This is a genomic window from Flavobacterium undicola, from assembly GCF_009909155.2.
Classification (GTDB): Bacteria; Bacteroidota; Bacteroidia; order Flavobacteriales; family Flavobacteriaceae; genus Flavobacterium; species Flavobacterium undicola.
In genome coordinates this window covers 37,693-53,405 of the sequence record NZ_JAAAPM020000028.1, presented here as the reverse complement: position 1 = coordinate 53,405, position 15,713 = coordinate 37,693, and the positions used below count along the sequence as shown (strand labels likewise).

The window sequence follows — 15,713 nt, the reverse complement described above, 5'->3', positions numbered from 1 at the left end:
CTATATAATATTGAATTGGCTGATGAACAGTCGCATCGCTATCATTACAATCGGTATTGTTGGTAGCATAACCTTCAGTGGCAACTGATGAACACAACATTGCTGTTGCAGTCGATCCAAATCCATCTTTGTCGGCATCTACATAATATTGAATTGGCTGATGAACAGTCGCATCGCTATCATTACAATCGGTATTGTTGGTAGCATAACCTTCAGTGGCAACTGATGAACACAACATTGCTGTTGTAGTCGATCCAAATCCATCTTTGTCGGCATCAACATAATATTGAATTGGCTGATGAACAGTCGCATCGCTATCATTACAATCAGTATTGTTGATAGCATAACCTTCAGGAGCAATATTTACTGAAAATAAAGCACTGGTAGTTGAACCAAAACCATCATGATCGGTATCTAAATAATACGTCTTATTAACGGTTAACGGTTTTGCAACTGAAGTTGCAGCATTGTAGCTGTCATTACCCGCTTGAGATGCTGTGATTATAGCAGTACCTGCGGCTATAATATGAATTTTGTTATCCACAATTGTTGCTACAGCCGTGTTTGAGCTGCTATAGGTTACAGCAAGCCCTGAAGAGGCAACAGCTCCAGCATCAAAATCAGCATCGCTAATCAATTTAGCTGTAATTGCAGCAAAATCAATAGTCTGTCCTTTTTTCACCACTGTCAAAACTTGTGTTAGCGTTTGTGCAGCATTGTAATCTGTATTTCCTGCCTGCGAAGCGGTAATAGTTGAGGTTCCAGGAGCAACAATATGCACTTTTCCATCTACTATAGTGGCTACAGCGTTATTTGAACTGGTATAACTAACAGCCAGTCCTGAAGTTGCTGTTGCAGGAGAAAAATCAGCATCACCCATTTCTTTTTGTAAAGTTGATGCAAGGGTAATGGACTGATTTGACTTAGCAGTTTCAGCAATTTCTGAAGCACTTAACGCTTTACTATAAATCTTAAAATCATCAATTGAACCTTTGTACATATTGTCATTAAACTGTGATTTACCCAAATAGTTTTGATTGGTACTACCTATTGTAGACGGTTTAATTGTTACACCAGTATTGGTAGCAACCAAAGTCCCATTAATGTACATACGACAGGTGCTTCCTGACTGGGTAATTGCAAAATGAGTCCAGGTGTTTAGCGGTAGCGTATAGGTAGCAGTTACTTGTTGTTCTGAACCACCGTTTCTAATAGCATAACGCATAAGGTTAGTCCCTGCCTGAATTGTCAAAAACATATACTTGACAGGTGATGTAGCGCTGACACCAAAATCAAATACACGCATCCAGGCTGCTTTAGCATCCATTCTTACCCATGTTGATATGGTAAAATCATTTAGTGTACTGACAATTCCAGTTGGCAACGTAGCATAAGCATTGGCTGTTCCATCCAGTTTAAGTGACTGACTGTATTTACCAGTATCTCGAGTCGCTGTGGCTGCCAATGTTCCATGGTTTGCTCCCCAGTTGTCAATAGCGCGTGTTCCACTTGCCTCATCAAATTTTAGGTAGCTAACTCGACCACTAGTAGGGGATGCTATTACTTCTGTACTATTTGCAGTTTCATTCTGTCCATTCATTGAAGATACTACATAGTAATAGGTATTTCCATTTGTAACATTAGTATCAGTGAACTTGGTAGTACTCACATTTCCGATAGTTGTATAAGGTCCTCCTGATACTGTCGAACGTTTAACATTGTAGGTGTAATCGGCAATAGGATCCCATTCTATAATGTTTTTACCGTCACCATCTGCTACTATAACATTACTTGGTACAATATTTTGTACATTTAAAATGATAGTTTGTGAACCTGTATTGCTACCGTTAGTAGCAGTTAAGGTTACTGAAAAAGTACCGAATTGTGTTGGAGTTCCAGATATTATTCCTGTAACACTGTCAACGCTTAAACCGGCAGGTAAACCAGTTGCAGTAAAATTGCTTAGTGCTTTGTTGCTAATGGTATAAGTAAATGGTTTACCAATTAAAGTATTAAGTTGCGTATCATTTGTAATAACAACCGTTAAAACTTTTGATTGTGATGCTGCCGGCCAGTATACGCTGTTTCCTGCTTGAGAAGCAGTAATAGTTGCAGTTCCGGTAGAAACAACATGGACTTTACCATTTACAATGGTTGCCACAGATTCGTTTGAGCTGCTGTAGGTTACCGGAAGACTTGAAGTAGCGGTTGCTGCTGGATCAAAATCGTCATCACCCATTACTTTTTGAGCAATTGAATTTAGCGTTATAGTTTGACTTACAGAACTTCCAGCAATTTCAGATGCAGTTAAGGCTCTGCTATAGATCTTAAATTCATCAATAGCACCTTTAAACATAGAGTCTCCTCCCCATTGAGATTTGCCCAAATAGTTCAAATTAGTGCTTCCTAAATCAGAAGGTTTAATAGTTACAGCAGTATTAGTTGCAACTAAAGCTCCGTTAATGTACATACTACAAGTACTTCCAGATTGGGTAATTGCAAAGTGAGTCCAGGTTTTAAGAGGAGTAGTGTAATTATACGTCATACCTTGTTCTGATCCACCATTTTTAATTGCAAAACGTACCTGACCCGATGCTCCAGCCTGAGAGGATAAAAACATATACTTAGATGTTCCAGTTCCAAAGTCAAAAACGCGCATCCAGTTAGCCAATTCATCCATATTTACCCATGCTGTTATCGAATAGTCAGATAATGTGCTCACAATTCCAGTAGGTAAGGTAGCATAAGAGCTAGCTGTTCCGTCTAGTTTAAGGGCTTGTCCGTTTCTACCCTCACTGCGACTTGCAGTAGTGTTTAATGTACCGTGATTAGCGCCCCAACTATCAATGCTACGTGTTCCAGTTAATTCGTCAAATTTCAGGTAAGTAACTTGCCCGATATTTGGAGTTGCTTTTACTTCTGCACTGTTAGGATTTTCTCCCGTACTGTCAATAGAAGACACTACGTAATAATAAGCAGTTCCGTTAGTGATATTTGTATCGGTAAATTTTGATCCCGTAACAGTCCCAATGGTAGTATAAGGTCCACCAGAAGTTGTCGAACGTTTTACATTATAGCTAAAATCTAGAATTGGATTCCATTCGATGATATTTTTAGCATCACCAGCCGCTACTATTAAACCATCAACTACAGTATTTAATACTTTTAATGATAAAATTTTAGTATTAGATGCGGTTTCATTTGAAGCAGTAAGTGTTACAGAGAAAATCCCTTGCACAGTTGGAGTTCCTGAAATTATACCGGAAGCAGTATCTATGGTTAAACCAGCAGGCAGTCCAGTAGCATTAAAGCTAGTTGGTGATTTGATGGCTGTAATAGTATAAGAGAAAGGTCTTCCAATAAGTGTAGTTTGCTCTAATACACTTGTAATTGCAACAGTTACAGTACGGTCATCTAATAGTACCACATCGTTACCCGTGCCTCCTATGTAAGTAATACGAAAATCATAACCACCTATGTTTACAAGAGACATTTCAGGTAAATTCTTAAAAGTACCATTAATAGCAAGTGTTCCTGTATTGTCTATTATTGTATAATTTGTTCCTGTATTCAATGTACCCGCAATGCTGATTGGAGCTAAAACAGGACTGTTAAGCAAGTTTACACTAGTGGCTTTAATTTGATCGCCAATAGCTGTACCCAGGTTAATTTCCGGAGTATAGGTAGCATCCGCTTTTAAAGTAAGAGCACCAACAGTTAAGGTACCAACTTTTAAAAATCCAGGTTCTAATATAGCACCTGCTCCGCTACCAGTTCCAAGAGTTGCCGATGACTGAGTTTGTCCGAAGCCGCCCAATGCTCCTTCTTCTATAGTGATAGGACTAACAAACACCCCGGTTGTTCCATTGTTGTTTATCAATAATTTTCCTTTTTTTACAGTAGTAGTTCCGGTGTAGGCCTGGTTTCCCCACATTTCTAAAATGCCTGTACCTACCTTTTCAACGCTTAGATTAGTGCCATTACCGTTAATGGTTCCGCCATAACTGGAATACGTATTAAGGGCACCAATACTGATAACTGGCGCACCGCCCCCATCGGCACGGATATAACCACGACCGTTAAGAGCACCAAAGTTTAGCGTTCCGGTTGCAAAACCGATGCCCTGACAATCAATCCCATTGGCATCTAATAACCAGGTTGCGTTTGCACTTCCTGACTGCGGAATTCCGAAACGTATCCTTTGTTTACCACTTCTCAGTTTAGAGATAAAAGTTCCTGTAAATTGACTATTATCGCCTAAGAGATTAAGTCCGGCATAATCATTTCCGTCATGTTCCAGTGTTCCACTACCTAATAGTTTTCCTCGAAGTGTTATAGAATAAATATCTTCATACATATAACTTCTATTTTGAGGAAGAACCTCTATATCATTATATAATTCAAGATTACCGCCGGCTGTAGCCTGTAATGCTCCTCCGTTCATGATTATCTTAGCTGAACCTAAAGGCCCGGCTGTAGGACTGCTAGGAGTCCCGGTTCCTATTCCCGATACTGATAGAATACCCAGATTAGCAGTTGTATTTCCAGAATAAGTATTGTTACTTCCTCTGACATATAAAATACCTGATCCGGATTTCATTAAGGAACCGCTACCACTAATCATACCCTCTAAAGCTGTATTACCAACTGTATTAACATTAAGTTGATCCGTTAATAGTAATGGAGTAGTTAAAGTTTGAGTACTTGATGAATTGTTTACAAGATCATTTTTTAGTGTTAATGAATTACCTGAAATAGTATAGGCATCAGCTCCAGATTCGAATTGAAGTCTTGAGACTATCAGGTCATTTATATCGTTGTTTACAATTGAATCAGTAGTTGCCTTGAAGGTTAATATGGCAGGGTTTACTGGAAGAGTATTTTCAACCCAGTTAGTTGCCAGATTAAATGAATTGCTAAGAGGCGTTGGACTCCATACCGAAGAATTTGCGCCCGGTACACCAAAGGCTTCTGCAGAATTGCCACTTTCCTGTGTAGCTCCTAAAGAAGAAACCACATAGTAATAGGGATTACCGCTGGTAACATTTGTGTCCACATAGCTGTTAGTGCTAACAGTTGCAATCGTTGTATAAGGACCACCACTTACGATACCACGTTTTACTTTGTATGAAGAAGCGCCTAAAGCAGTATCCCATGTAAGGTTAACACGGTCACTTTGATTAGTTGTTACAGGACGTCCCGGAATTGCAGGAGGAACCGACTCAAAAACTTCATTAGAAATTCCGCTTTCTTGATCTCCTGTAAGAGCCGTAATTACATAATAGTTATTCACTTCAGGTGTAGGACTTACATCTGTAAAAGAGGTTCCCGTAATACCTGTCTGGATAGTTGTATAGGGACCACCCAGTGTTAGCGAACGTTTCACGGAATAACTGATAGCATTAGCTGAAGCTGTCCAGTTAAGTTTAATTTGTGTAGTATTAACAATCGATGCTATTGCTGAAGTTGGAGCTGCAGGTGCTTCACTATTAATCACTTTAAGGATTAAAGTGGCTGCGCCTGTTCCATTGGCATTGGTAGCTGTTATGGTAACTTCGCTTTGTCCTAACTCCGTAGCTGTACCTGAAATAATTCCGGTAGCTGTATCAATACTAAGTCCTGCTGGCAATCCGCTGGCACTGTAAGATGATGGGTTAGCATCAGCAATTATGTTATAGTTAAAAGGCGTACCAATGGTAGCTGTAGTCGTGGTAGCACTGCTAATCTCTGGAGATCCGGTTGGTGCGGTTTGACTATAGGCTACATTGCTGAATGTAGCAGTATTTTGTGCCGATGTATTATTAGAAAGGGTATAAAATCCCGCATACAAATTAGTTGGGAAACCAGTAGGTGAATACCAGCAACCATCATTAGTCCAGTGAACACCATCCTGCGAATGATATACAAATATACGGGTGTTAACACGTTCAATTTTTAACCACCAAGGAGCTTTGGGTTGCCAATGTCTTCCGGCACCGCCGGTAGCGTTAAGAAAAAGATCCCAGTAAGGGGAACCTGGTGCAAGTGATTCGCGTAACATCACACCGCAGCCTCCTGTAGTGAGCGACATATTGTCCACTTTTACTACCAGACCGGCATCACCACTAACTTTTTTGAAATTGAAACTAAAGGCAGTACTGGTGGAAGTTCCGGCGGCTTTAAGCGTCCATATTCCATTATTGAATGAAGCACTGCTTGCTAATCCTGTATTACCGATATCTATATTAGTTAAATTGCTTACCGGCTGCACGTGATCGGCAGGATAATACACAGGAGGCAAACTAACTGCTGTAGAAGTATCCGAAGATTTCAAATATAAGAAATTACCACCGGCACCACCCACTGCAGCACGCATTCTGTCGGTATCCGGAGTTGGAATTCCTTTACGCACATTATAAGCACTATAAATAAGGTTTGTCATATCACCGGTTACTGCTCCGGGCTGAATTCCCCAGCTGGTCCAATAACTGGCATAACCTCCAAAAGGAACATAGGTCATAGAAGCTCCGTCAAAGGCATATTTATGATACAATTCACCGATAGCCAATACTCGATTGTCTAACTCGGAAAACATGTCTATATTTTGTTTATAGGCAACTTCTGCGCCCCAAGCTAAAGCTGCAGCCTGTACACGCCAGTGATCATCACGACCTGTATCTCCAACTTCTCCATTAGGGAGTGAGTTACGCATACCGCCGCCGGCATCCATTCTGTAAACTTCAATCGCCTGATTAAATTTGGTAGCATCATTACAGAAAATTGATGCTCCCAGAGCAATTTTAAGTTGAAGAGCTCCTTTGTTCTGGTCGCGTAAAGGATAAGGTACCCATGAAGTAGGAAATAATACTTCAGAAAAATACTTTTCTACGTGATCCGTATTGGCCTGCGTCCATCCTGGATAAGTATAACGAAGTATTTCGGCACCTACAGCCCAGTGCTGGGCATAGTCACCTATATCTAACATTGATTCGTTACCACCCCAGGAGGTATTAGTTACTGCCCAGCCATCAAGTATGCTGGTAGCTTTTTGGGCGTAAGCCACATCACCGGTAAACCACCACATAAATGCCAGATTGTGCACCGCAATCATATCATTGATCCATGTGGTGTTATTTAAGTTTGGGGCACGGCTTACTGTTGCCTGCGGTGATCCAACATAACTTAATTGTGAATGACTATCATTCTTAAAAGTATTGTAAGCTGAAAGCCAGGGTTCTTTTGTAATGTTAACCTTTAGCTGATCCAGATCTGCCTGATTAAAGGCAATACCCGGATGTACAAACGTTTGTTGTGCTGAAATCTGCTGGGTAAAACAGAGAATCAGAAACAAAATTCCATACATGAAAAGGGAGTAAAATTTTTTCATTGATTTGTTTTTAGATATAATTTTTTTGTGGTATTTAATACAACTTAACCTTGGAATCTTTTTTCTATATAAAGAAAAAAGATAGGAGGGCTGTATTTTAGGATCGTTTAGAGAAATACAAAATAGTAGTGTTGGATTCAATTGTATTCTTTTAAGTATGCTTGCTCTTGATGTGGTATTGATATAATGGCAAGTTTGTTTAGGTTTTGAATTCCTTATTCTGTCATAGGCAATTTTTTTTATGTTTTTATTTTTAAAAGACTATGTGTCAATCTTGTCTTTAGTAATCAAACAAAATTATTGCTTTAAAACCATTTAACTGTTCTGAACCATGCTGATGTAATTGTGTTTTTTGTTGTTTTTTAATAATAAAAAAATATTTAATGTAATTTTAGATGTAATTGATTGTTAATTTGAAAAATGTTATTGTGTTTGGAAATGGTTTTTAATATGTTTTTTGTAATAGAGAAGCTGTAGTTAAGAAAGAGGATAATTATTGGGATCAGAATTTTTCAAGAAGATATTTAAATTAAATAAATAAGCCGTTTCAAGAATATGATGCTCTTGAAACGGCTTTTGTTTAAGGTAATGCTGAGGTTTATTATTTTATAAAAACTTTAGCAGAATATTGATTATTTAAAATTAAGATATAAATACCATCAAGCAAAGTCTGATTTAAAACCACATCGATAGTACCAGTATTGTTTTTAATTGATTTTAAGTAAACAGTTCGTCCTGCAAAATCAACTAATTTTACTTGTACTTCTTTTCCAATTAACTCAGTATTGGTAGCGATAGTAAATCTATTATTCACTACAGGGTTAGGATAAATAACAGTATTTTTTATTATCACATCATTGTTTGTTGATAAGTCATATTTAAGAGTGTTATTATCATTTTTTTGAGTAAGCTGATTTTGTTCTGCAACTATTTCTTCAGCGCTCAAAGCTCTGCTAAATATCTTAAATTTATCAATGGAGCCTTTAAACATATTGTCATTAAACTGTGATTTACCCAGATAATTTAAGGTAGTGCTACCAATAGTTGATGGTTTAATAGTAACACCAGTATTAGAGGCAACAGCTGTTCCATTGATATACAAAGTACAGGTGTTTCCAGATTGGGTAATAGTAAAAAGTGTCCAAGTATTAAGCGGAAGAGTATAAGTAAAACTAACCTGCTGCTCCGATCCTCCATTCTTAATGGCATAACGCATAATATTAGCAGTTCCGGCCTGAATTGTTAAAAACATATATTTACTCGTTCCTGTACCAAAGTCAAATACCCTCATCCAGTTAGACTTAACATCCATTCTTACCCATGTGGATATGGTAAAATCATTTAATGTGCTTACAATACTGGTTGGCAAAGTAGCATAAGAGGTAGAAGTCCCGTCCAGCTTAAGCGCAGTGCCTAAAAGGCCGGCATCACGCGTTGCGGTTGCCTGCAAAGTTGCATGGGTCGCACCCCAGCTATCAATGCCACGCGTTCCACTTGCCTCATCAAATTTCAGGTAAGTAATTTGCCCGGTATTTGGTGTTGCTGTCACTTCGGCACTATTAGGATTTTCTCCAAGCGAATTAGTAACAGAAATTACATAGTAATACGTACTTCCATTACTCATATTGGCATCCGTAAATGTGGTACCGGAAGTGGTTCCTATGCTTGTATAAGACCCACCTGAAGTAGTTGAACGTTTAACGTTGTAACTTAAATTCTGGATAGCATCCCACTCGATGATATTTTTAGCATCACCTGATGCAACGATAACATTGTTTACAACGGTATATACTGTCACAGTAATACTTTGTGAACCTGAAATGCTGCCGTTGGAAGCGGTTAAAGCCACAGAAAAAGCACCATATTCAGTAGGAGTACCTGATATTACACCAGTACTGGTATTTAAACTTAAACCGGCAGGCAGACCAGTTGCCGTAAAACTGGTTAATGCTGCGTTATTGGTAATGGTATAGGTAAATGCTGTGCCCATTACAGCAGATGGTGTAGTATTATTGGTAATGACAACCGTTAAAACCTGTGTTTGTGATGGAGCTGCTGCATAAACATTATTCCCGGCCTGAGAAGCCGTAATTGTTGCAGTTCCGGTACCAAGAATATGAACTTTACCGTTAACTATACTGGCAACTGATGCATTCGAACTGCTGTAAGTTACTGCAAGACCTGAAGAAGCTGTAGCAGAAGGATCCAAATCGGCATCTCCAAGTAGTTTTGTTCCAATTGCGGCAAAACTGATTGTTTGGGCTTGTTTGATAACCGTTAAAACTTGCGTTTGCGATTGGGCTGCTGCGTAAATGTTATTTCCAGCCTGCGCAGCAGTAATAGTTGAAGTTCCGGCAGCAAGGATATGAACGTTACCATTAACGATGCTTGCAACGGATGTATCCGAACTGCTGTAAGTTACTGCAAGACCTGAAGAAGCAGTAGCAGAAGGATCAAAATCTGCGTCGCCCATTGTTTTCGTTCCAATCGCTGTAAAATTAATTGTTTGTGCTTGTTTAACAACCGTTAAAACTTGCGTTTGCGATGGGGCTGCTGCGTAAACATTATCTCCTGCCTGCGAAGCAGTAATCGTTGCAGTTCCGGCAGCAAGAATATGAATTTTACCATTAACGATGCTTGCAATGGATTCATCCGAACTGCTGTAAGTTACCGCAAGACCTGAAGAAGCGGTAGCAGAAGGATCAAAATCTAGGTCTCCAATTGTTTTCGTTCCAATTGCGGCAAAACTAATAGTCTGATCTTTCTTGACAATCGTTAAAGCTTGTGTTTGTGATGGGGCTTGCCAGTAAATTTCATTTCCATCCTGTATAGCAGTAATGGTTGCAGTTCCGGCAGCTAGAATATGAACCTTACCATTCACTATGCTTGCAACCGATTCATTCGAACTGGTATAAGTTACCGTAAGTCCTGAAGAAACGGTAGCTGGTTCAAAATCATCATCGCCCATTACTTTTTGTGCAGTAGCATTCAGTGTTATAGTTTGACTTAAATGACTAGCGGCAATCTCAGCTGCACTTAAAGCCCTGTTGAATATTTTAAACTCATCAATTGAACCTTTAAACAAAGGATCGCTAAACTGTGATTTACCCAGATAATTCAGGGTAGTACTCCCTATGGTAGAAGGCTTGATAGTTACACCGGTATTGGTGGCAACTAAAGCCCCATTAATATACATACTACAGGTACTTCCAGATTGGGTGATAGCAAAATGCGTCCAGGTATTCAACGGAAGGGTATAAGTAAAGTTTACTTGCTGCTCCGTACCACCATTTTTAATTGCATAACGCATAACATTAGCGCTTCCGGCCTGGATAGATAAAAATAGATACTTGCTTGTTCCAGTACCGAAGTCAAATATCCTCATCCATGTGGTTTTTACATCCATTTTCACCCAGGTAGATATGGTAAAGTCGGTTAGCGTACTTACAACACCAGTTGGCAAAGTAGCATAAGAGGTAGAAGTTCCGTCCAGCTTAAGCGCAGATCCTCCACGGCCAGTATCACGTATTGCAGTTGCCTGCAAAGTACCGTGATTAGTTCCCCAGGTATCCGTTGCCTGGGTTCCGCTTGCCTCATTAAATTTATAGTACGTTTGGCCTATGGCACGTGCGTCCATTAAAACTACATCGTTTCCATCGCCTCCTACGTATGTAATAATGAAACTATAACCGCCTACTGTAATTGAAGCCCATTCTGGTAAGCTGTTAAATGTCCCTGTTATTGCCCCCGTTCCTGTATTGTTAATTATGGTATAATAGGTTCCAAAAGCTAAGGTTCCGGCAATACTAATTGGAGTTAAAAGAGGACTGTTTGTTAGATTTACACTCGTAGCTTTAATTTGATCTCCAATAGCTGTGCCTAGGTTAATTTCAGGAGTGTAAGTAGCATCAGCTTTTAAAGTAAGAGCACCAACACTTAAAGTACCAACAGTTAAAAATCCAGGTTCCAAGATCGCACCTGCTCCGCTACCAGTTCCGAGTGTAGCCGAGGACTGACTTGCTCCGAAACCTCCCAAAGCGCCTTCTTCTATAATAATCGGACTAACAAAAACGCCTGTGGTGGCACTATTATTTATTAATAATTTCCCTTTTTTTACAGTAGTAGTTCCGCCGTAGGCTTGGTTTCCCCACATTTCTAAAGTACCTGTACCTACCTTTTCAACGGTCAGATTACTGCCATTAGCTCCAATGGTTCCACCATAACTGGAATAGGTATTCAGGGCACCAATACTGATAACAGGCGCACCACCCGCATCGGCACGGATATAACCGCGACCATTAAGGGCACCAAAGTTTAACGTTCCGCTTGCAAAACCGATACCATGGCAATCAACGGCATTCGCGTCTAATGTCCAGGTTGCATTTGCACTTCCTGATTGGGGAATTCCGAAACGTATTCTTTGTTTACCACTTCTCAGTTTTGAGATAAAGGTGCCCGTAAATTGGCTGTTGTCGCCCAAAAGATTAAGGCCGGCATAATCATTTCCATCATGCTGCACGGTACCAGAGCCTAATAGTTTTCCGTAAAGAGTTATGGAATAAACATCTTCATACATATAACTTCTGTTTCCGGGCAATACTTCGACGTCGTTATACAATTTGAGGTTAGCACCCGCTGTAGCCTGCAGCGCCCCTCCGTTCAGTTGAATCTTGCCTGTTCCCAAAGGCCCTGCTGTGGGATTGCTTGCAGTTCCAGTTCCATCGCCTGCTGCTGCCAGAATACCACTGACAATGGTTGTGTTTCCTGAATAAGTATTACTACTTCCTTTAACGTATAAAACAGCTGCCCCGGATTTCATTAAAGAACCGGTACCGCTTATGCCTCCATTCAAAACAACGTCGCCTGTGGTATTCACATTTAACTGATCCGTAAGCACTAATGGTGTACTTAAGGTTTGCGCACTGGATGAATTGTTCACCAGGTCATTTTTCAGCGTTAAGGAGTTGCCGGAGATGGTATAGGCATTTGCATCTGATGCAAATTGAATCCTTGAGGCTACCAGGCCAGTTATATCATTGGTTAAAAGCGTATCGCTAGCAGCGCCTAAAGTCAAAATTGCTGGATTCACAGGAAGGGCATTTTCAACCCAATTAGATGCCAGGTTCAGATTCGTAGTAACCGGTGTAGGCTTCCAGATGCGGGTACTTGCTCCCGGCACGCCGAATGCTTCGGCTGAATTAGCACTTTCCAGGGTATTACCCATAGAAGATACTACATAATAATAAGGACTTCCACTGCTAACGTTGGTATCTGTATAACTGGTAGTTGAAACAGTGGCTAAAGTAGTATACGGGCCTCCACTTACGGTACCTCTTTTTACTTTATAGGTAACTGCCCCAGAAGCTGTGTTCCAGCTCAAACCAATGGAGCTGCTGTTATTAAGAACTACAGGCATGGACGGCACCGCCGGTGGTACCGAGGCAGAAACTACATTGGAGTTTCCACTTTCCAAAGTTCCTGCTAAAGCCGTTACCACATAGTAATTGCTAACCTCCGGCTGCGGACTTGCATCAATAAACGATGTTCCGATGATGCCTGTTTGTATAGCAGTAAAAGGACCGCTGGATGAAAGGGATCTCTTCACAGTGTAGCTGCTGGCATTAGTTACCGCAGGCCATGAAACACTAATACGGGTAACATTATTTACAGCCGCAGTTGCTCCTGAAGGAGCAGCAGGAGCTACATTACTGTTTACATTTAGGATTAAAGTGGCTGTGCCTGTTCCGCTGGTATTAGCAGCTCCCAAAGTAACCACCGATTGTCCTATTGCCGTTGGTGTACCGGAAATAACACCAGTAGATGTGTTAATACTTAATCCTGCCGGCAATCCGCTGGCACTGTAAGAAGATGGACTGGCACTTGCAATGATGCTATAACTGAAAGACGCACCTAGGGTAGCTGTGGCTGTGGTAGCACTGCTTATCTCTGGTGATCCCGTTGGGGCAGTTTGACTATAGGCTACATTACTAAATGTTGCGGTATTCTGCGCCGATGTATTATTGGAGAGGGTATAAAATCCCGCATACAAATTAGTGGGGAAACCAGTAGCTGAATAGGTACAGCCATCGTTAGTCCAGTTAACACCATCCTGAGAATGGTACACAAATATGCGGGTGCCTACACGTTCAATTTTTAACCACCAGGGAGCTTTGGGTTGCCAATGTCTTCCGGCACCGCCGGTAGCGTTAAGATAAAGGTCCCAGAAAGCGGAACCGGGCGCTAATGACTCGCGTAACATCACGCCGCAGCCTCCTGTATTGAGGGATATATTATCTACTTTTACTACCAGGCCGGCATCACCACTCACTTTTTTGAAATTGAAGTTGAATGCGGTACTGGTAGACGTTCCGGCTCCTTTAAGGGTCCAGATACCGTTATTGTACGAGGCACTGCCTGCCAGTCCGGTATTACCTATATCTATATTGGTGAGGTTGTTAACCGCCTGCACATGATCGGCAGGGTAATACTTAGGAGTCAAACTAACTGCCGTAGAAGTATCGGATGATTTCAGGAATAAGAAATCGCCGCCAGCCGGAGAATAATTGGTGCTACCTGACTGCATTAATGCAGCTCGCATCCTGTCGGTTTGAGGGGTTGCTATTCCCTTGCGTACATTATAAGCGCTGTAAATTAGATTTGTCATATCGCCGGACCTTGATCCGGGCAGGATTCCCCAGCTAGTCCAATAGCTGGCATACCCACCAAAAGGGATATAAGTCATTGTAGCTCCGTCAAAGGCATATTTATGATACAATTCCCCAATAGCCAATATTCGATTGTCTAACTCGGAGAACATATCTACATTCTGTTTGTAGGCAACTTCTGCGCCCCAGGCCAGAGCTGCAGCCTGTACACGCCAGTGGTCGTCACGGCCTGTATCTCCAACTTCGCCATTGGGTAATGAGTTACGCATACCTCCGCCGGCGTCCATTCTGTAGACTTCTATCGCCTGATTGAATTTTGTGACATCATTACAAAAAACCGATGCGCCCAGGGCTATTTTCAGCTGAAGAGCACCTTTGTTTTGGTCGCGTAATGGATTAGGTACCCAGGAATTCGGATACAACACTTGAGAAAAATAATTTTCTACATGTTGGGTATTGGCTGCAGTCCAGCCAGGATAAGTATAGCGGAGTATTTCGGCACCAGTTGCCCAGTATTGGGCATAGTCTCCAATATCCAGCATAGATTCATTACCACCCCAGCTGGTGTTGGTTACTGCCCAGGCATCGAGCATATCAGTGGCTTTTTGGGCATAAGCCGCATCACCGGTAAACCACCACATAAATGCCAGATTGTGTATGGCAAGCATGTCGTTCTTCCATTGAACGTTATTCAAGTCTGGAGCACGGCTTACGGTTGCCTGAGGTGCACCAGGAGTGTAGCTTAGTTTGGAATGACTGTCATTCTTAAATGTGTTGTAAGCCGAAAGCCAGGGTTCCTGGGTAATATTGACTTTCAATTGATCTAAATCGGACTGGGTAAAAGGGATACCCGGATGTACGAATGTTTGTTGTGCTAAAATCCGCTGGGTAAATCCGAGAATCAGCAACAAAGTTCCAAAAATAAAAATGGAGTAGGTTTTTTTCATTTAAATATGGTTTTGAGGTTAAATACAATTTGTCGTTATAGTATGTCTTTTTTTAAAATTGGTTCTTTTTTTTATTTTAAGAAACTATATATCAATACTATATTGAATTCAAACAAAAATATTGCATTAAAATGACCTAACTGTTCTGAACCATACTGATGTAATTGTGTTTTTTATTGTTTTTTAATAATAAAAAAAACGCTTAATGTAATTTTAAGTGTAATTTATTGTTAATTTTTCAAGTGAACATAAAAATAAGAGCTATTGTTTTAATACTGATTTGGCCAAAGGAAAAGACAATCTTCAAAAAAAGTTACCTGATTTGAAGTCTTATTTTATGAAAATTAGAATCATTACAAAAAAAACAGGAAATCATCTCGATTTCCTGTTTTTTAACTAACGATTAGTTACTCCTTATTAGGTTGTTTATAAATTTTATTTAATAGTTTTAGTTGGTATGTTCCTGACGGATTATTTTTCCGTTTTTTGATTCTTTTACTGAAAACCTGTGCAGTTCGTTTTTTACATTCCAGATTTTGAATAACAATTCTCAATTTCACAAAGAGCTCACTAAACCTAAACCTAAAACTAAGAATCAGATTAAATTACATGTTTTTCTGGTTTATCTAATTGTGTAACTGTTTGTTAAATAGCGGATTGTGTGTTTTTGTCTATTTAAAGTGTGTTTTTAACAAACAGTTCAGAACAGTTGTGCTGAAATAAAATTATAATTTG

Annotated in this window: 2 protein-coding genes; both read right to left on the bottom strand. The window is 40.2% G+C overall.

Features of this window, described 5'->3' with window-relative positions:
• A partial coding sequence (locus GTZ96_RS14800) for a LamG-like jellyroll fold domain-containing protein (RefSeq protein WP_181033209.1) occupies positions 1 to 7,366 on the bottom strand: 7,366 nt, incomplete at its 3' end.
• A 601-nt stretch (positions 7,367 to 7,967) separates the two neighbouring features.
• Complete coding sequence (locus GTZ96_RS14795; RefSeq protein WP_161644684.1) at positions 7,968 to 14,978, bottom strand: LamG-like jellyroll fold domain-containing protein; 7,011 nt, start codon at positions 14,976 to 14,978, stop codon at positions 7,968 to 7,970.
• Between the last annotated feature and the right edge of the window lie 735 nt (positions 14,979 to 15,713).

What these genes read in the sequence shown, in the direction of transcription:
- GTZ96_RS14795 (WP_161644684.1), bottom strand. Translation starts at nt 14,978, where the DNA reads ATGAAAAAAACCTACTCCATTTTTATTTTTGGAACTTTGTTGCTGATT.